The sequence below is a fragment of the Rouxiella badensis genome (assembly GCF_002093665.1).
In the GTDB taxonomy this organism is placed as follows: Bacteria; Pseudomonadota; Gammaproteobacteria; order Enterobacterales; family Enterobacteriaceae; genus Rouxiella; species Rouxiella badensis.
On record NZ_MRWE01000017.1, the window covers coordinates 1 to 23137 of the forward strand.

The following is a 23137-nucleotide window of genomic DNA, read 5'->3' on the forward strand; positions in this document are numbered from 1 at the left end:
ATTATTAGCAGTAAATATAAGAGATCTCTTACAGCGTTTGTGAGAGATCTCTCACACGTCCGTAAGCCAAATTTCCCATGCGCTCAGTCAGGGATTTCGAGGGAGCAGCATTGTAAGGAATTCGGATAACGAAGACGAGAGAATCGTTCTTTTTTTACTGCCAAATTGCTCGAGCAATACCTCGCCACTGAGGTTACAGAGCGAGATGAGCATTAATTCCGAATCGGTAGTCCCCAGAAAAAGGGTCGGAGAAAGCTTGAGACGCTTTTGCGTCAGCAGATGCCCAATCAGATTCTCCTGCAGGCGAATAAAATCGTCTTCACTCCACACCTGCACCAAATTGAATGAGTGCTCGAGATAGCTTGCACTCATATCCCCGGAAAACTGCGTGGTGAAATACGCATGGGCCTCGGGACGCAGTTGAATATCGAGCGCACGTTCAACGTTGTTAAGCGCGGAAGGTGGCGTAAAAGGCTGAGGAAGCCAAAACACTTCATTGTCGCTGCTTCTTACGGCACAGGGTGACGCCACACCGAACAACTCTTCACTGGCGGGTTCATGACCGGTTTGCTGCTGCCACAGCTCAACATAACGTTGGGTAAACCCGCGCAGGGCGTCGGAAACATCAAGGTCCATATTTTTTCTCATCTTCAGGGTCAGCAGTGCGTTAAACTAGGAGAATACGCAATTCGTTTTGTATTGTACCAATCTCTTATCAAGGTGACAGCATGTCCTCCTATCAGGATAACCCCGCTCTTTCTCAACTGACACTAGGCAAAGCGACGCCTTATCGCGACCAATACGACGCCACTCTGCTGCAAGCCGTGCCTCGCAGCATGAATCGCGAACCCCTTGGGCTATTTCCGGACTCTCTGCCGTTCCACGGCGCAGACATCTGGACGATGTACGAACTCTCCTGGCTAAATGCCAAGGGTCTGCCGCAGGTCGCCGTCGGTGAAATCAGCCTGCAAGCCGATAGCGTCAATCTCATCGAGTCAAAGAGCTTCAAACTGTACCTCAACAGCTTCAACCAGACCAAATTCCAGGACTGGGACGCCGTTAAGATGACGCTCGAAAAAGACCTGAGCGCCTGCGCTCAAGGCAGCGTGACCGTCAGTCTCCGCGCCCTGCACGAGATTGAAGGCAGCCCAATCGGCCGCTTCGCCGGTATTTGTATCGATGCTCAAGATATTGAAATCACCGATTACGGCTTCAGTACCGATTATCTCCAGGACGCCACCAGCGACAAAATAGTCGATGAAACGCTGGTCAGTCACCTGCTTAAATCAAACTGCCTGATTACCCATCAGCCTGACTGGGGTTCAGTGCAGATTCAGTATCGTGGGCCAGCCATCGACCGCGAAGCTCTGTTGCGCTATTTGGTCTCATTCCGCAATCACAACGAATTCCACGAGCAGTGCGTCGAGCGCATTTTTAACGATCTGCTGCGTTTCTGCCAACCGACGCGTCTTGCGGTCTATGCCCGCTATACCCGCCGCGGTGGTCTCGACATTAACCCGTGGCGTGCCAATTTCCTGTTTGAGCCGACAACCGCACGCCTTGTTCGCCAATAAGGCCCGACTTTGCTCAAGAACTGAGCTGTCGAGCGACGACCAATGGTAAAAGCCTATGGACAGGTTTACTGTTAAAGCATAACAAGCACGCAAGACATCATTAACGCGGCGTTAATAAGGAGCAACTTTGATTACACATATCAGCCCACTTGGCTCAATGGATTTGTTGTCTCAGTTGGAAGTGGACATGCTCAAACGTACTGCGAGCAGCGACTTATATCGCCTCTTCCGTAATTGTTCTTTGGCAGTCTTGAACAGCGGGAGCCAGACCGACAGCAGTAAAGAGCTGCTTGACCGCTTTGAAAGCTTTGACATCAACGTGTTGCGTCGCGAACGCGGCGTAAAACTTGAATTAGTAAACCCGCCCGAAGAGGCGTTTGTCGACGGTCGTATTATTCGCTCGCTGCAGGCCAACCTGTTTGCCGTGCTGCGCGATATCCTGTTCGTCAATGCGCAGCTCAGCACCGCGGGCCGATATCAGGACCTCGACACAGGCAGCTCGGTGTACCTCACCAATCTGGTGTTCTCTATCCTGCGCAACGCCCGAACGCTACACCTGGACGAAGATCCGAACATGGTGGTGTGCTGGGGCGGCCACTCGATTAATGAAATTGAGTACCAGTATGCGCACAACGTCGGTAACCAGTTAGGTCTGCGTGAACTCAATATCTGTACCGGCTGTGGGCCGGGTGCGATGGAAGCGCCGATGAAAGGTGCCGCCGTCGGTCATGCGAAACAGCGTTACAAAAATAGCCGCTTTATTGGCATGACCGAACCGTCGATCATTGCCGCAGAGCCGCCAAATCCGCTGGTTAACGAGTTGGTTATCATGCCGGATATCGAGAAACGCCTTGAGGCCTTTGTGCGTATTGCACACGGGATCATCATCTTCCCGGGCGGCGTAGGTACCGCCGAAGAGCTGCTTTATCTGCTGGGTATTCTGATGGATCCGGCCAACAGCGATCAGGTTCTACCGTTGATCCTGACCGGGCCTAAAGAGAGCGCCAACTACTTTACCGTGCTGGATGCGTTTATTCGCGAAACGCTGGGTGATGAAGCGCAGAAACACTACACCATTATCATCGACGATCCGATTGAAGTTGCCCGTCAGCTGAAACGTGCGATGCCATTAGTTAAAGAGAATCGCCGCAATAGCGGAGATGCCTACAGCTTTAACTGGTCGATTCGTATAGCACCCGATCTGCAGCTGCCGTTTGAGCCAAGCCACGAAAACATGGCGAATCTCAATCTGCACCCCAATCAGCCGCCGGAACAGCTTGCCGCTGCACTTCGCAGGGCGTTTTCCGGTATTGTTGCCGGTAACGTTAAAGAGGTTGGGATCCGTGCTATCGAGAAGCACGGCCGTTTCAAGCTGCATGGCGACCCGCAACTGATGAAAAAAATGGACAGTCTGCTGCAAGGTTTTGTTGCTCAGCATCGTATGAAACTGCCGGGTACGGCCTACGTACCTTGCTATGAAATCTGTTCCTGAGTTTAGCGCTCAGGGGTCTCGTCACCTAGCCTTTCCCCGCTGAAGAAGTGGGGAAAGTGTTTTACTGGGCGAATCCTCGCAATTTATAACTGCAAAGCACCGCAAGCTCACGTCTGCGGTGCCATCTCCCCGATTTACTGATACCCTCTTGAAATGAAAATTCACTTACTAATCATTGACGCACTGAATTTAATCAGGCGCATTCATGCTGTACAGGGTTCTCCCTGCGTCATCGCCTGCCAGAGCGCCGTTAACCAGTTGATTCAACATACGCTACCTTCCCACGCCGTCGCCGTGTTTGACGAAGACGATCGTCATGACAGCTGGCGCCACCAGTGTCTGCCCGACTACAAAGCGGGTCGTTCTCCGATGCCAGAAAACCTGTTTGCCGAGATGCCCGCACTGAAGGCCGGCTTTGAGAGCCAGGGCATTGCCTGCTGGCATTCGGCAGGACAAGAAGCCGATGATCTTGCCGCTACCCTGACCGCCAAGGTGGCCGGCGCTGGCCATCAGGTGACCATTGTCTCGACCGATAAAGGCTACTGCCAACTCCTAGCGCCGCAGGTGCAGATACGCGATTATTTCCAGAAACGCTGGCTCGACATGCCTTTTGTCCAATCCAGCTTCGGGGTATTACCGACTCAGCTTACCGACTACTGGGGACTCGCAGGTATCAGCAGCAGCAAGATCCCTGGCGTGCCGGGCATCGGGCCCAAAACAGCAGTAACGCTGCTCGCGCAGTATCCTACGCTCGAAGCACTCTATGAGAATCTGCAAGACGTACCGGAGAAATGGCGGGAGAAGTTGCGTGAATATCAGGAGCTGGCCTTTGCCTGCCGCCGCGTCTCTACGCTGCAAAAAAATGTGGTTTTAAACGGGAATCTGCAAGATTTACGGCTCAAAAATTGAACCGTAAATTGAGTTATGACGTGGCAAGGCACCCATAAAGTCGCCTCCCCGAACACTGACATAAGTCAGTGTTCGGGGAGAGCTAAGGCAGGCAACGCTGCTACAGCAACAAGAACGACGAGGATTTAATAGCGCTCGTCGCGACGGCCAGGAACCGCTGCCCAGAACCTGCGGACGTGAACCGTTACCTCTTCGCGGTCGTGATACAGCTGCTTGGCAAAGATTTCAACGTTGATGTCGTTTTCGGCCAAACGGCTCTTCATGTGTGCAAGGATCTGCGAAACTTCTTCGTAGCGCTTTTTCATCGGCAGCTTGAGGTTGAAAATAGCCTCACGACACCAGCCGTTAACCAGCCAGTCGCCCATCAGCGCCGAAACCTTGGCCGGCACTTCGACCATATCGCACACCAGCCAGTAAATGTTGCTGCGCGTTGGCTTATATTTGAAGCCGTCTTCGCGGTGATGTGTCACCTGACCGGTCATCATCAAACTCGGTGCCATCGGGCCGTTATCGATAGCGTCTACCATCATGCTGCGCTGAACCAGCTGATAGGTCCACCCCCCCGGACATGCACCCAAATCGACCGCATACATTCCGCTGGCCAGTCGCTCTTCCCATTCGTCGGCCGGAATAAAGACGTGGAACGCCTCTTCCAGTTTCAGCGTAGAGCGACTTGGCGCGTCGGATGGGAACTTGAGACGCGGGATCCCCATGTAGAACGGAGAATTGTTGTTACTGTAGGAGTAACCCACATAGCAGCAGCCCGGTGCGATAAAGAATACGTGCACCACAGGACGCTGCGCATTCTCTTTTTTACCTAATACGCGCGCTTCACGCATTGCCGAACGCAGCGGCACAGTCAGTTTGCGGCAGAATTTGGTCAGTTCTTTGCTTTCGTTGGTGTCAGGGACCTCAACGCGAAGCTCGCCGCCGTTAGTGATAACGCCCTGCAACATACCCACAATAGGTGTTACACGGTCTTCAGGCGGCAGGTCTTTAAGCAGCTCGCCAACAACCAGCATCTGGCGGGCAAAGATAAGCTCACGGAAAGGAATTTCCTTCGCCAGCCGATCGGCGTCTTCCAGCTGGTAGCACTCAAACAGCACATAGCCGCTGTCTTCTTTAACGCGGGCGAAACCGAAGATCTCTTTCTCGGCCGCTTTGGCGGTGATTTCCGCCGCGCATTCTTTTTCGAAGCCAGAACGGCAGTAGAGTGCGAGTTTATTATTCATGGCGTTGTGCCTTTTGTCCCAGACGCAGCGCGCCGACTAACATCAATATCCAACCGATCAGGAAGAAGGTTCCACCGATCGGTGTAACGAAGACCCAGAATTTGAGTCCTGACAGCGCCAGGCAGTAAAGACTGCCGCTGAATAATACGGTTCCCAGAGCCAGACAGGCGCCGCTCCAATAAAACCAGAGGCTGCTGCGACGCTGCATGGCAACGCCCAGAGCCAATATCGCCAGCGTGTGAACACTCTGGTAATTTAATCCGGTTTGAATCCACGCCATCTCGGCAGAGCCCAGCGATTGGCTTAATACATGTGCGCCGAATGCGCCAAAGGCGACATAGAAAAAGCCGCTGATGGCGGCAAAAATCAACATTGCACGACTGCTCATAGCTAGTGTTATCCTTTAGTTTCAAATTCCAGAAGCGTTGATACTCTGGATATCGAAATTTTTTCTTTTATAGAAGTCTTCTATATCTGCGGTTGATCGTAGCGGAAGCGCAGCCTTTCTTGTTCGCTGGCAGCGCGCGCGAGGATCCACTGACGAAAGGCGGCTATTTTACCCAGTTCTGCCTGACTGTCATGACAAACCAGATAAAAAGCGTTTTTACTGATTAAAACTTCATTAAACGGGCACACCAGGCGGCCCGCCTCAATCTCAGTCTGCGCCATCACATTATTCGCCAGCGCCACACCCTGACCATGCACCGCCGCCTGAACCACCATTGCACTGTGGCTGAATATCGGTCCCTGCTGCACGTTAATATGCTGCAAACCCAGCTGCTTGGTATACGCAAGCCAGTCACGGCGCGAGGCGTCGTGCAGTAGCGTGTGTTTGGATAAGTCTTCCGGCGTCTTCAACGCATTATCGCCCATTAATAGCGAAGGCGCGCAAACCGGCAGGAGATATTCGGCGTATAAACGCTCGGTGCGCAGTCCCGGCCAGTTACCTCGACCGTGGAAGATTGCCACGTCTACGTCATCCGATAATTTATCTTCTTCTCTATCAACGGCCTGAATACGAACGTCGATCCCCGGATAAGCTGAGTTAAAGCCAGAGAGACGCGGAACCAGCCACTGGATGGCAAAGCTCGGCGGCAAACTGACGGTCAGCGCGCCTTTCGCACTGCGCGCCTGAAGCTTGCGGGTTGCCTCATTCAGCGACGAGAAAATTTCTTTAATATCGAGATAATAACTCTGCCCTTCTTCGGTCAACAAAAGTGATCGATTGCGTCGGCGAAACAGTTTTAAGCCCAAAAAGTCCTCAAGTGACTTGATCTGGTGGCTTACTGCGGCCTGTGTGACGAAAAGCTCCTCGGCCGCCTTGGTAAAACTCAGGTGCCGCGCCGCTGCGTCAAACACACGCAATGAGTTAAGTGGGGGTAAACGTTTAGACATGAAGTGGATACTTCTCATTCAGGCCGCGGGCCAAAGACCCGTGCACAATTTTAGTTATTAGTTTTTTTAATCCGAGACATTATAAATTGTCCATTGAGGATGTACAGGCAAAAACCTATAGTTGCGCCACTTCCTGTAGCCGGAACGAAAAGTTGAGTGGTATGAGGATGCCGTGATGCTTTTGGCTAGTGGTTGTGATGTTGTGTTTGTATTGTCTGGCAATCCAGACCAGTAGCTTAAGTGCTACAAATTTTCACTTCCTGTACATTACCCTGTCTGTCCAAAGTGATTTTTTAGCACCGCATTTTGCGGTGCTTTTTTTTGCCTGAAGGATTAGTTACCTTCGACCATCTCTTTTACTTCTGACTTATTGATCTGCTGTTTGTTACCATAGGCATCCGTGTAGCTGATCATACCGGTGTCACTGTCTGTGCTTGGTTTACCGTTTGCAACGATAGTGCGTCCATCGTTAGTATGCATCACATAATTGCTTGAACAAGCAGCAAGGGTACCGGCAAGTAAAACAGCTGAAACTACGGCGAAGATCTTCTTCATAATTAACTCCTGTAGATTAAAATGCTTGAATTTCAGGATAAAGATATCGCTAAAATTCGATAGACACTCCATTTCAGCATAACAAGCTTCTGGTATATTTCCAGGTAAGCATTCCTAAAGGTGATATAAGACGCTTGTTTCATTATATGCAGGCCTTTAACCGATTAACGTATTCGCCGGTATGACCAGGATTTTTGATGACCAATACGCCTTTTGATTTCACCGAATTTCGCCGCCATTTCCCCGCGTTAAACCAAGACGCGGCTCAGACACTGTGCTATTTAGACAGTGCCGCGACTGCGCTCACGCCGCAGACGGTGATTGACGCGACGGTGAATTATTATCAAAACGCAGGGGCCACGGTGCACCGCAGCCAGCATAAAGCGGCACAATCTTTAACACTGGCCTATGAGCAGGCACGCCAGCAGGTCGCCGATTTTATTCATGCTCCCCGCGTAGAGGATATCGTCTGGACACGCGGCACCACCGAGTCAATAAACCTGGTTGCGCAAAGCTATCTACGCCCGCGTTTACAGCCGGGCGACGAGATTATTGTCAGTCAGGCCGAACATCATGCCAACCTCGTCCCTTGGCTCATGCTGGCAGCACAGTGTCAGGCAAAGGTGGTGACACTCCCGCTGAACGCCGACTTTCTGCCCGACATCTCTGCCCTGCCCGCATTGCTTAATTCACGCACTCGCCTGTTGGCTATCGGCCAGATGTCTAATGTAACCGGTGGACAGCCCGACCTCGCGACCGCAATTGCCCTCTGTCACGCCAACGGCACGCCCGTTATGGTCGACGGTGCGCAGGGTGTGGTGCATGGCGAAACAGACGTACAGGCACTCGACGCAGATTTTTACGCTTTCTCAGGGCACAAACTGTATGGCCCAACGGGGATTGGCGTGCTTTATGGCAAAAGTGAGCGACTGGAATCGATGCAGCCATGGCACGGCGGCGGAAAAATGCTGACCCATACCGACATGCAGCGCTTTACTCCGCAACAGGCACCGCATCGCTTCGAAGCCGGTACGCCTAACATCGCGGGCGTGCTGGGTTTGGGGTCGGCCGTTCAATGGTTGAGCACCCTAGACCGTATCGCCGCTGAGCGCTATAGCGCGCAGTTGGCAGACAACGCAGAAAAAGCGCTCAGCGCCGTCCCCGGTTTTCGCAGCTTCCGTCGCAGCGGTTCATCGCTGCTGGCGTTTGATATCGCAGGGGTACACCACAGTGATATCATTGCCTTGCTGGCCGAGAAAGGCGTGGCACTGCGCGCCGGCCAACACTGCGCCCAACCTTTAACCGAGGCGCTTGGCGTCAGTGGCTCCTTGCGCGCCTCCTTTGCGCCCTATAATACCCAGCAGGACGTTGAACGGCTGGTCGACGGCGTTCGATTCGCCCTCGAGCTATTGGCAGACTGAATTAGAGAGAAATTATGTTAGCCCCGCACCCTTTTGGATACGAGATTACCGAGTCATCGTTGATTGAAACGTTTTCCGGCTTCCGCCTGTGGGAAGACCGCTATCGTCAGTTGGTGATGCTGGCTAAAGCCCTGCCGCCGCTCGACGCAGCGTTGAAAACGCCATCGATTGAGCTTTCGGGCTGTGAGAATCGCGTTTGGCTAGGCTACGAACGACTCGAAAACGGTGGGATTCATTTTTATGGCGACAGCGAAGGCAGAATAGTAAAAGGCTTACTTGCAGTTCTCCTCACCGCCGTCGAGGGAAAAACGCCGCAAGAAATCTTGAACCGAGATCCGCTTGCACTTTTTGAGACGCTACAGCTGCGTGAACAGTTGAGCAGCAGCCGTGCCAGCGGGCTGGCTGCGCTCTCACAGGGCGTACAGAACATCGCCCGCACCTGTCTTTAAAAATGTCTTAAACAGCCGCTGCAGGACTTTTAACAGCCTCAGCGGCTGCCATTCTTTCTGCCTTGGCCATCATCTTCTTCAACACGTGAGATACTGCAACAAAACCAAAGGTTGCGGTGACCATCGTTGCCGCACCAAATCCAGACTCACAGTCCATCCGTTTCGGCCCTTCGGCCGTGGCGCGGGATGCACAGACAGAACCGTCTGCCTGCGGATACATCAGCGGTTCGCTGGAAAACACGCAATCAATCCCCAGCTTACCCTTGTTGTTTTTGGTGACGTTAAAATCATTCTTGAGGCGCTCACGCAGCTTGGCCGCCAGCGGATCCTGAATAGTTTTAGCCAGATCAGCTACTTCGATACGCGTCGGGTCAATTTGCCCCCCCGCACCGCCGATAGTGACGACCGGAATTTTATAGCGGCGGCAGTATGACAACAGCGCAGCCTTCGGACGTACGCTGTCGATGGCATCAATCACATAGCTAAAATTTCGATTGAGCATCTCGGCAACGTTGTCGGGCGTAATAAAATCGTCAATGCAGGTCACCTTACACTCAGGATTAATCGCCAGAATGCGCTGTGCCATCACTTCAATCTTTGACTGACCTACGTTTTCACGCAGCGCATGGATCTGCCGATTAGTGTTGGTGACGCAAACGTCGTCCATATCAATCAGCGTAATTGCGCCAATACCGGTACGCGCCAGTGCCTCAGCGGCCCAGGATCCCACGCCGCCAATGCCAATCACACAGACATGTGCAGCAGAAAACAGCGCCAGAGCCTGGTGACCGTATAAACGCGCCGTGCCGCCGAAGCGCTGTTGATAAGCCTCAGAGTATTCCGCTGCCATGTTGTGTGACCTCTCAAATCTAAGTGCTAATTAATTGTCTGCAAAAGGATTCTTGGCGTCAGCTGCCGGAACAAGCTGAGACCCGCCGCCGAGTTGCCCTTCCTGATACGAGGTCAACATTGGCTGAGCGCTTTGCGAGGATTTTAACACCCATACGCGCCCATAGTGATTATAAAATCCTGCCGCAATCGCCGCGTTTGGACCAATCCCTTGATACATATCGAAATGTTGTCCCTTGATTGCACCGCCTACGTCCAGAGCAACCATCAGGCGAAGATGATATTTACCGGTAAATTTGCCGTTGTTGTTCAGCTCTGGCACCTCGGCAAGCAGCGTAGTACCAGAAGGGATGAGGGAACGGTCAGAGGCCACCGATGCCTTGGCAACCAAAGGAACGCCCGCCGCACCGCGCACTGGCGTGAAAGGTTCAGGCCTGAAGAACACATAGGAAGGATTCTGTTCCAGTAGCTCGAGCACCTCAGCCTGGCTGTGTGTGTCCGCCCAGTGGCGAATGGCCTGCATCGACATGTCCTGACGCGCTACTTCGCCGCGATCGATAAGGATTTTGCCGATACTGCGATACGCATGACCATTCTTGCCGCCGTAGCCGAAGAAGGTCAGAGGACGACCGTCACCGTAGTCCACGTAGCCACTGCCCTGCACTTCCATCATGAAGTTATCCATCAGGGAATTGGTGTAAGCCACGGCATAGCGACTGCTGATGGCACCGGCGTAAATTGCCGAGCGATCCGGCAGGCGACCGCCGCGTGGTTTTGGCGGCATACGGTATAAAGGATACTGGAACTCACCCTGCGGCGTGTAACGCGCCTGGACTACCGGCGTATAGTAGCCAGTAAACTGCACGTTACCGAAATTGTCTGCGCCTTCCATCTGATAGGCGCTAATACCGTATTGGCTCAGCGTGCGGGTGTCCGCTCCAGAACGTACCCAACGTTCGATGGCGCTATAGGTATTGGTATGGCGGTTATAAAGAGAGGACGATGCAGCCTGCACCTCCAGCACCTGATTCGCGTAATCGCGCGCATTCACTGGCTTACCGCTGGCGTTTGGCTCGTTGACATACTCAAGCGCATTGTCGAGACGCCCGTCTTTGTACTGCTGGCCGCGATCGGTCGGTCGGGATGAACAGCCAGCCAGCACGGCAAGCACTAGCCCACTCAGCAAATATTTAGTCCAACGTCCTTTCATTAATGCGCTCTCTTGCTCAGGGATCAAAATTCTTAATCCAGCGCGACTGTCGCTTTTATGGCGCCGGATTTCTGGGAGGAAAGATAACAAAGGGGGAATAGGAAAGGAATTACGCCGCAGAAAAAAATGCTTTAACGGAAAACAGCAGAAATAACCGGCATTATGAACAAAAAGAAAGCGATAAAGCGATTTATCTCAATCAAATACAAAAAGAGGTTGCATCATTTCTCACGGGGAGTATAGTTCGCCTCCATCGGACGCGGGGTGGAGCAGCCTGGTAGCTCGTCGGGCTCATAACCCGAAGGTCGTCGGTTCAAATCCGGCCTCCGCAACCAATTTCGCATTGCTCAATACGAAATTGGATGTAAGTTCGATAACTACGTGATTTAATTGCGTAAGAAGTAAAAAGTAAGTTAGTATACGGACGCGGGGTGGAGCAGCCTGGTAGCTCGTCGGGCTCATAACCCGAAGGTCGTCGGTTCAAATCCGGCCTCCGCAACCAATTTCGCATTGCTCAATACGAAATTGGATGTAAGTTCGATAACTACGTGATTTAATTGCGTAAGAAGTAAAAAGTAAGTTAGTATACGGACGCGGGGTGGAGCAGCCTGGTAGCTCGTCGGGCTCATAACCCGAAGGTCGTCGGTTCAAATCCGGCCTCCGCAACCAATCTTACTGTCACATTAAATGTGAATCTGTTAAAAACAAGCACCCTACGGGTGTTTTTTTTTGCCCGCGATTTACCCCCTCCCCCCCCTAAACCTCCTTGTTTATCGACGGGCCAACATGCCGCCGTTTGCAAAATAGGCCGTAATCCCGGCCAGAATAGATTCCGCAACCTGCTGCTGAAAATGGCTGGTACGTAGTTTTCGCTCCTCGCTGATGTTACTAATGAAGGCGGTCTCAACCAGAATCGATGGAATGTCAGGCGCTTTCAATACCGCAAACCCCGCCTGATCGACCTTGTGCTTATGCAGATGGTTGACCTTACCCATTCGCGTCAGCACCTCTCTGCCAAATTTCAGACTGTCATTGACGGTGGCAGTCTGCACCAGATCAAATAAAGTATGGTCGAGATAGCGGTCACCGCTTTTACTGACGCCACCAATTTTGTCCGATTCATTCTGGGAGTGGGCCAGAAAGCGCGCGGCAGCGCTGGTCGCGCCTTCGGTTGAGAGCGCAAACACAGATGAGCCTCGTGCCGCTCGGCTGGTAAAGGCATCAGCATGAATGGAGATAAACAAGTCTGCGCGCTGCTTTCTTGCCTTGGCGACACGCACTTTTAAGGGAATAAAGATATCTTCGTTGCGGGTCATGTAAACGGTCATGTTCGGCTGTTGCCTGATGAGCTTTTGCAGTCGACGGGCAATCTGCAACACCACGTCTTTTTCTCGCGTCTTGTATTTGCCGATGGCACCGGAGTCTTCACCACCGTGACCAGGGTCGAGCATAATCACAATTGGGCGTTCGTGTCCTGCCTTGCCGTCCTTCTTTTTTTCTGGCGGCAAACTTCGCGCAACATCGCCACGATTGTAGTCTTCGAGCAATGCTAACAGGGGATCGTCCTGCTCGCCGCCGCCCTGCTCAGGATAGAGGTCAATAACCAGCCGATGACGAAACCCCGCCACAGGCGGCAGCGTGAACAGGTGTGGAGAGATAGTTTGCTTTAGCTCAATCACCAGTCGTACAGTGGTTTTATTAAATTGCCCGACGCGCAGCTGAGAGATATAAGGGTCCTGCGCGCGTATTTTTTCACCTATCCCCTTAAGCACAGAATTAAGCTGCACGTCTTCAATATCAATCACGACACGCGACGGATTCTGTAACCTAAACTGTTTATATTTAAGCGACTGGCTGGATTCCAGCGTAATGCGGGTATAGGTGGTCGAGGGCCAGACGCGAACGGCAACAACGTGCGGACTGGCGGCAAAACCAATCCGGCTAACGCTTAACAACCATGATGCTGCTGCGCTTTGTAACAGGAGGCGACGGCGAGAATTATGTTGTTCGTCAGGCATGCAGTCTCAAAGATATCAAATAATAAATAAAAGTAACAAAACGCAATAGAACAAACTTTAACGAATCGATCCGCTGCTGTCACCTTCAGGATTGTCAGGATTTTTCAGTTTTTTGTGCCTTAGAAATAATTGAATTTCAAAAACAGAGATTTCTTACTTGCCACACAGCCACAAAAGAATAAAAATACGAAAATTACGAATAAAAATGCAAAAGAGGTTTTGCCGTGAAGGAACGAAGCACTGAATTGGTCCAAGGTTTTCGCCACTCAGTTCCCTACATCAATGCTCACCGGGGTAAGACTTTCGTTATCATGCTCAGTGGTGAGGCCATTGAACATGAGAATTTCACAAATATAGTCAACGATATCGGGCTGTTGCATAGCCTGGGTATTCGGCTGGTTGTGGTTTATGGCGCACGACCACAAATCGACAGCAACTTGTCCGAGCATGACTATCAGCCGATCTATCACAAGAACACCCGCGTGACCGACGCCCGAGCATTAGAGTTGGTTAAGCAGGCTGCGGGTCTTTTGCAGCTCGATATTACTGCACGTCTGTCGATGAGCCTGAATAACACGCCGTTACAGGGTGCGCATATCAATGTGGTCAGCGGTAACTTCATTATTGCGCAGCCTTTGGGTGTGGACGACGGCGTGGATTATTGCCACAGCGGTCGTATCCGCCGTATCGATGAAGAGGCGATTCACCGCCAGCTCGACAGCAACGCCATCGTGTTGCTGGGGCCGGTTGCGGTTTCCGTTACCGGTGAGAGCTTCAATCTGGTGTCTGAAGAGGTCGCGACTCAGTTGGCGATCAAACTAAAGGCCGAGAAGATGATCGGTTTCAGCGCCGAACAGGGTGTAAGTGACGAAGAAGGCAACATTATCTCCGAGCTCTTCCCTAATGAGGCGCAGGACTTCATCGAGAAAATTGAAGATAAAGGCGAATACCAGTCAGAAACTGTGCGCTTCCTGCGCGGTGCTGTCAAAGCGTGCCGCAGCGGCGTGCGTCGCAGTCACCTGATCAGCTATCAGGAAGACGGCGCACTGGTCCAGGAGTTGTTCTCTCGTGACGGAATCGGTACGCAGGTCGTGATGGAAAGCGCCGAGCAGGTGCGTCGTGCAACTATCAACGACATCGGTGGAATCCTTGAGCTTATTCGTCCTCTTGAGCAACAGGGTATTCTGGTCCGCCGTTCTCGCGAACAGCTTGAGATGGAAATTGATAAATTTACCATCATCGAGCGCGATAACCTGACCATCGCCTGTGCTGCACTGTATCCATTCCTCGACGAGAAGATAGGTGAGATGGCCTGCGTCGCCGTGCATCCTGATTATCGAAGCTCGTCGCGCGGCGAGATGCTGCTAAAACGCGTTGCCAGCCACGCAAGACAGATGGGGCTTAATCGCCTGTTCGTGCTGACGACCCGCAGCATCCACTGGTTCCAGGAGCGCGGATTCAAACCGGCTGACGTCGACGTTTTGCCGATTCAAAAGCAGGAAATGTACAACTACCAGCGCCGCTCCAAGATCCTGATCGCCGACCTGTAATTAGCCACGTAGCGGCGTAAAAATAAAAAAGGCAGAATGAGGTCACTCAGTCTGCCTTTTTGTTTTATCGATGCCTTAACCTGTGGTTAACCGCTCGACAAGCCCGCTTCGCCTCAGCGTCGGCGTGCGTATTGCCAACCCTAAAACCTTCTCACTGGCGTAAAGCGACAGCCGACGCTTGGCACGCGTGATAGCCGTATACACCAGTTCACGGGTCAACACCGGCAAGAAGTGATTTGGCAAGACCAGCAGCGTATGTTCAAACTCAGACCCCTGCGACTTGTGCACCGTCATCGCATAAGCGGTATCATGCACCGGCAGTCGGCTCGGCTGTACCGATTTGATTTGTCCGTCGGGGAGCTGGAAATATACCCTAAGCTCGCCCAATTCGTTACGCAGCGTGATGCCGATGTCGCCGTTAAACAGCCCGAGCGCACTGTCATTGCGGCTTATCATCACCGGCCTTCCGGCGTACCAACGCCCACCCGACGCGGTCGGTCTGCGGATAAGTCTTTCACGCTGTAAAACCTGTTCAATGCGTTCATTAAGCCCTGTCAAACCAAATGGTCCTTCGCGCAGCGCACAAAGTACCTGAAAGGTGCCGAATGCTTTGAGGATTTCGGCCGGATCCTCACCTGCGGCCACGGCTTGTAAATAAGGGCGATAACCCGCCACACAGGCATCGAGCAGCATTTTAAAATCTTCTGTCTCGTTGAGAGCAAAGCTGCCGACGTCCGGCAAATCCCGCGACAGAATGCGACCTGCGAGCTGAGCATCCCCGGCGTTAACCGCCTTTGCCAGAATGCCAATGCCGGAACCCGAGTCAAATCGATAACTTTTACGCAGCAGGCAAAGCGTATCGCGGACGCTGGCCGCATGTTCCCCTTCTTCGCCGGTTATCGCGCAGCCGGTGAGCCGTTCTAGCTCTGCGGCGCGTGCCGGGCTGTATCCCTCCTCGGCAAAACGGCAAATATCACCGAGTACCGCACCCGCTTCAACCGAAGCGAGCTGGTCACGATCCCCTAGGAAGATGACCCTCGCCTCGGCAGGCAATGCGGCAATCAGACGAGCCATCATAGGCAAGTCGACCATAGACGCTTCGTCGACCACCAGCACGTCGAGGTGCAGTGGGTTGCCCTGATGGTAGCGCATCCTCTGGCTGTTCGGCTGAGCCCCCAGCAGACGATGCAGCGTCGAGGCTTCATCGGGGAACTGAACGCGCTGCTCGTCGGTGAGATTCAGCCTGCGGCTCGCCTGTCCCAACGATTCGGTAAGCCTTGCAGCCGCTTTGCCCGTCGGAGCAGCCAGTTGAATACGCAGCCGCCCCTCGCTATTGAGCTGTACCAGCGCTGCAAGGAGTTTGGCCACCGTCGTGGTTTTACCCGTCCCCGGTCCCCCGGAGATAATCGCTATACGACGGGTTGCTGCAACGGCGGCGGCAACCTTTTGCCAGTCAATTTCGCCTGGGGTCGCTGGCCCAAACAACTGGTCGAGAACCTCACGCAGGCGAGCCTCGTCAACCGCAATTTCACCGTTTTGCTCCATCAGGTTGAGCGACGACAGAACGCCTTCGTCAATAAAGAACGCGGCAACCTGCCCTTCGTCCTGCCACATACGCTGGAGATAAAGCCGTTGCTGCTGCAAAACCAAAGGTGTCGCTCCGCTCCCGTCGCTGACCGCAGGATGCTGCTGTAATAAAGACAACCACTGTGCTTCATCAGGCTCGCCCGCGCTGAGCCAAAGACTGCTCGCCAACGCGGGGAAACGGCCCTCAAACAACCGGTCAGGCCGTAGCTCTTCGAGGCGAAGGCATACGTGCCCTTTTCCAGCTTCGGCGCTCAGGCAGGCTGCAGCCAGCATCATGGCCGGATTATCTCCCGCTATCGTTCGTGCAAACTGTACGTCGAGTGCACGCAACGCACCGAGTGCCATCGCCTGTTCGTAAAGGGCCAACATCATGAATTCTCCTGCAACAACAACGAGGTCAACATTGGCACCTCATCACCCTTAAACAGACTGTCCATCGCCTTAATAAACGCCTCGTCTGGGCGTTGACGGTAAATACCGTTGTCGGGATGAGCCGAATCAACTCCGCGTAAAAACAGATAGATGACGCCCCCGAAGTGTTTTTCATAGCTGTATCCCGCTAATCGATGTCCCAGATAACGATGAAGAGCGAGCGTATAGAGTTGATATTGCAGGTCATAACGATGCTGCGCCATAGCGTTTTCCATCGCAGAACGGGTGTAGGCACTGCTGTCCTCTCCAAGCCAGTTGGACTTGTAGTCGAGCAGGTAATAGCGTCCCTGCCAGCAATAAACCAAATCTATAAAGCCTTTTAACATGCCACGAACTTGCTGAAAATTTAAAGGAGGGCACTGCGCAGACAAGGGATCGTAGTGACGAACCAGAGCATCAAGCTGCTCAGACTTGAGCAATCCGTCGATCGGCAGATAAAATTGTAATTCAGACTGCTGCTGAGAAGGTTCCAGCTCGGCAAGCGCCATGCCGCTCTCGTCTAATGGCGCGGTCAGCACATTATTTACCCACTCTTCAAGCACCGGCAGCCATTCGCCAGCATAACCTTGAGCTTCGAGCTGCTCCAGCAGCCACTGTGGGTCTACCGGCTGGCTAAAGTCTATCTCCTCGAACAGGCTATGGAGGAACGTCCCCGGTGCAGCACCGCGTGGGAAGCTGTGCGGTGTCATCTGCGGCGCAATATCCTCGGGTTGCTCACCGGCTGCGTCAACGTCAAGTTTTGGCAGCAAGTCCTGAGCAAGTGATGAGCCATGCTGCTGCAAACCGGAATAGCTAGTCACACGCCAAAAGTCGGCAAGGCTACGGCTTATCTGTGCTGCCGAAAGCTCAGGAGTCGCCACTTCAGGCGCGACCCACAGGGTTTGCTCCACTGTAGCAGCCTGTGCAACAGCCACGTTTTCATCGGCCAGAGCCTGTAGAGACTCGGCAAGATAACTCGCATCACCAGCCTGTCCGCCCTGAACCAGGTACCCAAGAGCGCCGAGGTGCAGATCGGTATCGCCCTGTTTTTTACGCGTCCCCTGAATGAGCGGCGCAATACCGAGACTACAGTGATAAACAGAACGCGTGAGCGCAACGTAGAGGAGGCGTAGGTCCTCGGCCAAGCGTTCTTCCTCGGCCAGTTCAAGGCTTTTCTCGTCCTCACTGAGATCGAGCAGCGCCGCGAAGCTCTCACGGTCGTGATAAAGCCCCTGCTGCTGAAGGCGAAAATTACTGATAAACGGTAGCCAAACCAGCGGATACTCAAGTCCTTTCGACTTGTGGATAGTCACAACTTTGACCAGATGCCTGTCGCTCTCAAGCCTTAGCTGCTGACTCTGGGACTGAGTGTCTGGCTGGGCAATCTGTTGTGCAAGCCAGCGAACCAACGCATGCTCACTGTCGAGCTGTGCCGCGGCCTCCTGAAGAAGCTCGCCAAGATGCAGCAAGTCGGTGACTCGCCGTTCTCCCCCAGGGTTTGCCAGCAGATCCTCAGCCAGGTGTCGGTGGGAGATAAGATTTTTAAGCATCGGCAATACGCCACGCTGCATCCAACGTTGACGATAGCCGTCAAACTCGTCCACCAGTTTGTCCCACGCCAGTTCGTCCTGGCTGAGTGCGTCGAGCGTCAGGGCATCAAGCCCCATCAGGCCGGTTGCCATTGCGCTTCGCAGCGTTCTTTCATGTTCCGGCGTCAACACTGCCTGCAACAACCAAAGCACGTCCATCGCTTCTGGGGTATCAAAGACACTGTCGCGATTCGAAAGATAAACCGAGGGAATATTCAGTGCACTCAACGCGTCACGGATTAGTGCGGCCTCACGACGGCTACGGATTAAAATCGTAATGTCCGATGCCTGAACTGCCCGGCGCGTTTGACCCGAAACCAGCCATGCCTGCTGTTCCTGGCCAGCGGTTAGCCAGTCACGAATCTGTGAGGCACAGTAATGTGCCATAAACTGCTGGTAGTCACTCACGCCAACGCCTTCCCCGGGCTGAAGCCAGCACTGCAATCCCGGCTGTTTAACGCCGTGCAGCTCAAAGCTCAGCTCGTTATTTTTAGGCGCAGGCTGCACCGAAATAAAGGGTATTTGCGCAAACAGAAACGGCGTCGGCAGCCGTGAGAAAATCTTGTTCACGCCGTTGACCATCGGCACCGACGAACGCCAATTGGTGTCCATGGTGTAATGAGCACTCACTTCGGAACGCGCACGCATATAGGTGAAAATATCGGCACCACGAAAAGCATAAATCGCCTGTTTAGGGTCGCCGATTAGCAACAGGCCACAGGCCGGTTGTTTACCATAAAGACGATGAAAAATACGATACTGCTGTGGGTCGGTATCCTGAAACTCATCGATCATGGCCAACGGATAGCGCTGGCGGATAGCCTGGGCCAGCGCCTCTCCACCAGGTTGGCGCAGCGCATTATCAAGCCGGCTAAGCAGGTCATCAAACCCCAACTCGGCACGCTGACGTTTTTCTTCGGCAATCGACTGGCGGATTGCCGTCAATGCGCGAGCAATCACCAGATCTCGAATACTTAATGGTTCTTCATACAGCCGATCGATGGCACTAAACACCCTATGTTCGGGTGGCTCACCTTTCTTGGTTTTCTCAAGCAGCACCGACTGGCGGAAACGTTCAAGCTCCTTCGGTAGGCTGTAGCTTTCCGTTGGCTGAGAAGACCAGTCGCCAATGGCAGCAAGCCAGTTGGGAAGATAGCGGCTGCTGTAGCTCCGTTTATCGATACCCGACTGAGTTATCAGACTTTCAAAATCTGCCGCAGCGGCAAGCCACTGCAGCTTGATGTCGTCGATACGCGAAACAATACGTTGATGTCGGTCTTCGAGCGTTTCCTGCTGGTCGGGCGGGAAACGCAGCTGCGGCGCTTCGCCGTGAAGATAAGAGGACAAGTCTCCAAGCAAGGCTTCAGGCCCACTCCACTCTTGCGAAACCACACGGGCAATATCGAGCGGCAACGGGTAGCAATATCGCCGCCAAAAGTCGGCACAGGCCTGACGGCGCAGCGGCAGTTCGTCCTGAATTAACGTTTGCTCAAAAAGAATGCCCGACTCAAACGCGTTGTGCATCAGCATGCGCTGGCAAAAGCCGTGAATGGTATAGATGGCCGCTTCGTCCATTTGACGCTCAGCGGCCAACAGCGTCGAGGCCGCCTCCGACAGGTCAACAATTTCAGTCATTAGCGCCGTAAGCATCGGGTTAGCGCTATTACCTCTGATACAGGCCAGCCGCAGCTCGTGGATATTGCTGCGAATACGACCACGCAGTTCCTCCGTGGCCGCCTCGGTAAAAGTGACCACCAGAATCTCTTCTACCGTCAGCCTGCGGGAAAATGCGGCCTCCTTGCCAAGGCCAAGCAGCAGGCGCAGGTAAAGAAGCGCCAGTGTAAAAGTTTTTCCGGTGCCCGCAGAAGCCTCAATCAAACGCTCGCCCGACAGCGGCAGAGTGAGAGGGTTGAGTTTGTGCGGGATTGTTTCTGTCATTATTTATTAACCTGATGTGGAAAGGTTTTCTGCAAACTTGAGGTCGTCGAGTAAGTTTTCCAACCTGACGGTGCAGCATACTCATGAACCTTGCTGTCATTGCCCGAAACCTGAGAAAGCATAGTAAACCCGGTTTGGCTGATGACAGCCTGATGATAGAAATCTGCCAGCTGTTTCTGCGTCAGCCCCTGAATCACCGCAATAACCTTGGCTCGGGTCGTAAACTTGTCGTTACCGCGGCTAAAGTCTTCGCTAAAACGCCCGACCTCTTCAGTCATGGTCTGTGGGTTCTGCAACATCTCGTTCAGCAGCCCCTGCTTATACTGATTAAATTCGGCGTCTTTCATATCGCGCAGACGTTTTTCAACCTGAGGGTAGAAGGCAAGATAACGCTCATAGAGATATTTGGGTTGCTTGCTGTTGCTCTGCAGCAGGAAGCTTATCCCCCACTGCTTGCCGACCGGCATTGGGAAGGCGAACACCGCATAACCGAGCTGTTCCTGCGTGCGAAGCTGGCTGTAGAACCAAGGCTGAATTATCTGCCCCAGCAGCGCGCTATATCCCATACTGCGAACCTCGTCGTAGCCTACGGGGACATAAACCGCAGCTAAAGCAGAGTCCGTCGAGGTACCAACGCGCTGCATATTAACCTTCTTGGGACGATCGATAATAATCCGGCTTCCGCGCCAGAACTGCGTACCACGAGGCTTAACCTTGGCCTCAATATTGTTGACCATTTTTTCAACCTGAGGAGCCGTCATATTCCCCACCACCAACACTTCGAGCGCCGCATCATCCAGCAGGCTTTTACGGTAGTCGACTACCTCTTTTAACGTGATACTTTTCACCAGCTTTTCACGTACCTCACGTTCGCTGTACGGCAGGCGTGAAATCAACTGAATAGGCTGTAGGGCCAATTCAAACGCCTTACCCTTGTCTGCGGAAGCGAGCCGTTCGAGATACCAGGACTTGGCCTGCTCAAGCTGCTCCGGTGTGGGCACGACCTTAGGATACTCCTCTACCAGCTCGCTTAATAAATCAGGGAGATGATTGGTAAAGCCATTCGCATTGAGCTCCAGACCATTGTCCGGGGAGGTCGCAAAACCGATACCCCCAATCGAAGCCTGATAGCTCAGCTGGTCGAAGGCCACGCCGGTCAGATAATCATTCAGGCCATAGAGCACTTGTTTTTTTGCCGTGTTCAGTGACTGTTCGCTACGAAATGCCAGCGTGATGTCGGCCTTTGGCTCACCGGAGAAGTCGTGGCTTGGCATATAAAGAACGTGTAGCCCCTTCTTATTAACGATAAGAGCAGGCTTGACAGGCGCATTGCTTTTGTTGACCAGATCGAGATTTTCAGGAATATAGGGGTTTAGCATCGGCAAGGACAAACTGACCTGGCCCTCCAACTGCTGCCACTGGGTAAATTCTGCGGCGGGGACCTTATCCACCTCGTAAGGTGCATCAACAAAATAGGCCATTTTATTATGGGGTTCATTCGGGCTGATAATCCAGAAACGGGCTTTCTCTGGAGTAAGGGAGTCCAGTCGACTATCAATGGCCTGAGGATCAAACTGGTCGGCAAGATAAGGTGAATCCAGAACATGATCGACGGGCACTCGCACCATTGTATCTACCAGCCATTCGACGTAATCCATATCACGTGTCACCGCTGGATAACGGAAATCCAACGCCAGCACGTGTGCAATTTCATCGAAATACTCTTTTTTAACGCCCTGTGAGCGAATCAGCGACAGATAGTTAAAAATGGCTGCAATCACCCTATCCTTCTCCGCCAGCCCCTTGTCAGTGAGAGACACCGAAATGGCGAAGATCCCTTGATTACGCTGTACCATCGGGTCGGCACCGGCGTTGATTCCGTCTGCAAGCCCTTCTTTCTGCAGCCAGTCTGACAGCGTATTCTTGCTACGGTTACCAATCAGGTAACTGATATAGGTGTCCGTCTTACTGCGAAATGCAGCACTGTTATTATCGATAGCAAATTCGATGCGCAGTTGCTTGCGCGGCTCCGCAGGCACGTAATGAATGATAATGCCCTGCTGAGCCGGAGTGACGCTTGGCACGGTTATTGGCGGGACAACAGCATTGTGGTTGGCAATCTTTCCGAACGTATCGGAGGCGATTTGCGCCAGCTCGGGTAAGGACTTATTGCTGTAAATCACGCCGACCATCAGATTCGCGGAATAATAACGGTGGTAAAAATTGACCAGCGCATCATGCAAACTGTTGCCCGGTTTATCTTTTAAGGTATCAAGGTTCCCACCTGCATAGCGCGACCCAGGATGCGCCGGATTCAGCGTTTCAGCACGAACCTGTCCCATACGCATGCCGTCACGCGAACGCGCCATCGTAAGCTCGGCATTGACCGCATTACGTTCTTTGTCGGCATAGCTTGCGTCAAGTAAAGGTTCACCAACGGCATCAGCGAGGCGATCGACCGCCTCTTTCAGAGCATCATTTTCAACCTCAAGATAAAAAGCGGTGCGGTAAGAGGCGGTACTGCCGTTGTGGCTGCCACCGTGCATCTTGAGAAACTCGGAGAGGCTTTCAGGTTTAGGATATTTTTTTGAACCCATCAGCAGCATATGTTCAGTAAAATGCGCCAACCCCAGTTGCCCATCGGGATCCTGTAAGGACCCAACCGACACGGCCAGCGCAGCCAGTGACTTGCTGGCATTGGCGTCGGAAACAAGTAGTACCGTCATACCATTGGACAATTTAATGGCCTGATACTGGCGAGGATCGTTTTGACTCTTATGTATTGTTTCTGCAATGGGTTGCCAGTCTGTCGCGGACCAGACTACGGGGGCCCAAAACGTCAACAACAACAGTAACCCGCTTACACGGGTAAGCTGTTTTAACATTACCTGTCTCCCTTGATAGAAAAGATAACTCAGGCTATAGAGTCGAAAATGACCGAACCTCTAACCAAAAGCG

17 protein-coding genes and 3 tRNA genes are annotated in these 23137 nt (G+C 52.9%); 9 read left to right on the plus strand and 11 right to left on the minus strand.

Going from position 1 to position 23137, the window contains the following annotated elements; all coding sequences use genetic code 11:
- Positions 1–87 precede the first annotated feature (87 nt).
- A complete protein-coding gene (syd, locus tag BS640_RS11505; protein WP_017491991.1) occupies positions 88–636 on the minus strand; it encodes a SecY-interacting protein in 549 nt (182 codons plus the stop codon).
- Positions 637–728: 92 nt separating this feature from the next.
- Here syd and queF point away from each other — a divergent pair, with 92 nt between their 5' ends.
- The 3 genes from queF to xni all read left to right on the plus strand — a co-directional run bounded on the left by queF (position 729) and on the right by xni (position 3975).
- On the plus strand, positions 729–1574 hold the full coding sequence (gene queF / locus BS640_RS11510; protein ID WP_084912603.1) for an NADPH-dependent 7-cyano-7-deazaguanine reductase QueF: 846 nt from the start codon (positions 729–731) through the stop codon (positions 1572–1574).
- Between the two features lie 127 nt (positions 1575–1701).
- Positions 1702–3066: a nucleotide 5'-monophosphate nucleosidase PpnN gene (ppnN, locus tag BS640_RS11515; RefSeq protein ID WP_017491993.1), complete on the plus strand. Its 1365-nt coding sequence runs from the start codon at positions 1702–1704 to the stop codon at positions 3064–3066.
- Positions 3067–3219: 153 nt separating this feature from the next.
- Positions 3220–3975: a flap endonuclease Xni gene (gene xni, locus BS640_RS11520; RefSeq protein WP_017491994.1), complete on the plus strand. Its 756-nt coding sequence runs from the start codon at positions 3220–3222 to the stop codon at positions 3973–3975.
- Between the two features lie 125 nt (positions 3976–4100).
- Here the strand turns inward: xni and rlmM are convergent, their stop codons facing one another.
- From rlmM to BS640_RS11540, 4 genes are all read right to left on the minus strand, one after another.
- Positions 4101–5207 carry a 23S rRNA (cytidine(2498)-2'-O)-methyltransferase RlmM gene (gene rlmM, locus BS640_RS11525; RefSeq protein ID WP_084912604.1) on the minus strand — a complete coding sequence of 369 codons (1107 nt, stop codon included), beginning with the start codon at positions 5205–5207 and terminating at the stop codon, positions 4101–4103.
- Positions 5200–5595, minus strand: coding sequence for a DUF423 domain-containing protein (locus BS640_RS11530; RefSeq protein ID WP_084912605.1), 396 nt, complete (start codon positions 5593–5595; stop codon positions 5200–5202). Before BS640_RS11530 ends, rlmM begins: the two co-directional genes overlap by 8 nt.
- A gap of 80 nt (positions 5596–5675) precedes the next feature.
- Positions 5676–6602, minus strand: coding sequence for a transcriptional regulator GcvA (locus tag BS640_RS11535; RefSeq protein ID WP_017491997.1), 927 nt, complete (start codon positions 6600–6602; stop codon positions 5676–5678).
- 333 nt (positions 6603–6935) lie between these two features.
- Positions 6936–7157 (minus strand): YgdI/YgdR family lipoprotein, encoded by a 222-nt coding sequence (locus tag BS640_RS11540; protein WP_017491998.1) that lies wholly within the window; start codon positions 7155–7157, stop codon positions 6936–6938.
- A gap of 197 nt (positions 7158–7354) precedes the next feature.
- On the opposite strand from BS640_RS11540, the gene csdA reads away from it, so the two are divergent.
- Positions 7355–8578 carry a cysteine desulfurase CsdA gene (gene csdA, locus BS640_RS11545; protein ID WP_084912606.1) on the plus strand — a complete coding sequence of 408 codons (1224 nt, stop codon included), beginning with the start codon at positions 7355–7357 and terminating at the stop codon, positions 8576–8578.
- 11 nt (positions 8579–8589) lie between these two features.
- Positions 8590–9027: a cysteine desulfurase sulfur acceptor subunit CsdE gene (csdE, locus tag BS640_RS11550; protein WP_026110543.1), complete on the plus strand. Its 438-nt coding sequence runs from the start codon at positions 8590–8592 to the stop codon at positions 9025–9027.
- Between the two features lie 7 nt (positions 9028–9034).
- Here csdE and tcdA read toward each other — a convergent pair whose 3' ends face one another.
- On the minus strand, positions 9035–9877 hold the full coding sequence (gene tcdA / locus BS640_RS11555; protein ID WP_084912607.1) for a tRNA cyclic N6-threonylcarbamoyladenosine(37) synthase TcdA: 843 nt from the start codon (positions 9875–9877) through the stop codon (positions 9035–9037).
- A 30-nt stretch (positions 9878–9907) separates the two neighbouring features.
- Positions 9908–11086 (minus strand): murein transglycosylase A, encoded by a 1179-nt coding sequence (mltA, locus tag BS640_RS11560; protein ID WP_017492002.1) that lies wholly within the window; start codon positions 11084–11086, stop codon positions 9908–9910.
- 258 nt (positions 11087–11344) lie between these two features.
- Between mltA and BS640_RS11565 the strand changes: the two genes are divergently transcribed.
- The 3 genes from BS640_RS11565 (at position 11345) to BS640_RS11575 (ending at position 11755) form a co-directional block, all read left to right on the plus strand.
- Positions 11345–11421: transfer RNA gene (locus tag BS640_RS11565), tRNA-Met, on the plus strand.
- Between the two features lie 90 nt (positions 11422–11511).
- Positions 11512–11588, plus strand: a tRNA-Met gene (locus BS640_RS11570).
- 90 nt (positions 11589–11678) lie between these two features.
- Positions 11679–11755: transfer RNA gene (locus BS640_RS11575), tRNA-Met, on the plus strand.
- Positions 11756–11856: 101 nt separating this feature from the next.
- On the opposite strand, the gene amiC is transcribed toward BS640_RS11575, so the two are convergent.
- A complete protein-coding gene (gene amiC / locus BS640_RS11580; RefSeq protein ID WP_084912608.1) occupies positions 11857–13104 on the minus strand; it encodes an N-acetylmuramoyl-L-alanine amidase AmiC in 1248 nt (415 codons plus the stop codon).
- Between the two features lie 224 nt (positions 13105–13328).
- Here amiC and argA point away from each other — a divergent pair, with 224 nt between their 5' ends.
- Complete coding sequence (gene argA, locus BS640_RS11585; RefSeq protein ID WP_026110770.1) at positions 13329–14654, plus strand: amino-acid N-acetyltransferase; 1326 nt, start codon at positions 13329–13331, stop codon at positions 14652–14654.
- Between the two features lie 75 nt (positions 14655–14729).
- Here the strand turns inward: argA and recD are convergent, their stop codons facing one another.
- From recD to ptrA, 3 genes are read right to left on the minus strand one after another with little or no spacing between them, the layout of a single operon-like run.
- Positions 14730–16610 carry an exodeoxyribonuclease V subunit alpha gene (gene recD / locus BS640_RS11590; RefSeq protein ID WP_084912635.1) on the minus strand — a complete coding sequence of 627 codons (1881 nt, stop codon included), beginning with the start codon at positions 16608–16610 and terminating at the stop codon, positions 14730–14732.
- A complete protein-coding gene (gene recB, locus BS640_RS11595; RefSeq protein WP_084912609.1) occupies positions 16610–20179 on the minus strand; it encodes an exodeoxyribonuclease V subunit beta in 3570 nt (1189 codons plus the stop codon). The genes recD and recB overlap by 1 nt, the downstream gene beginning before the upstream one ends.
- Positions 20179–23064, minus strand: coding sequence for a pitrilysin (gene ptrA / locus BS640_RS11600; protein ID WP_084912610.1), 2886 nt, complete (start codon positions 23062–23064; stop codon positions 20179–20181). The genes recB and ptrA overlap by 1 nt, the downstream gene beginning before the upstream one ends.
- Positions 23065–23137: the final 73 nt, after the last annotated feature.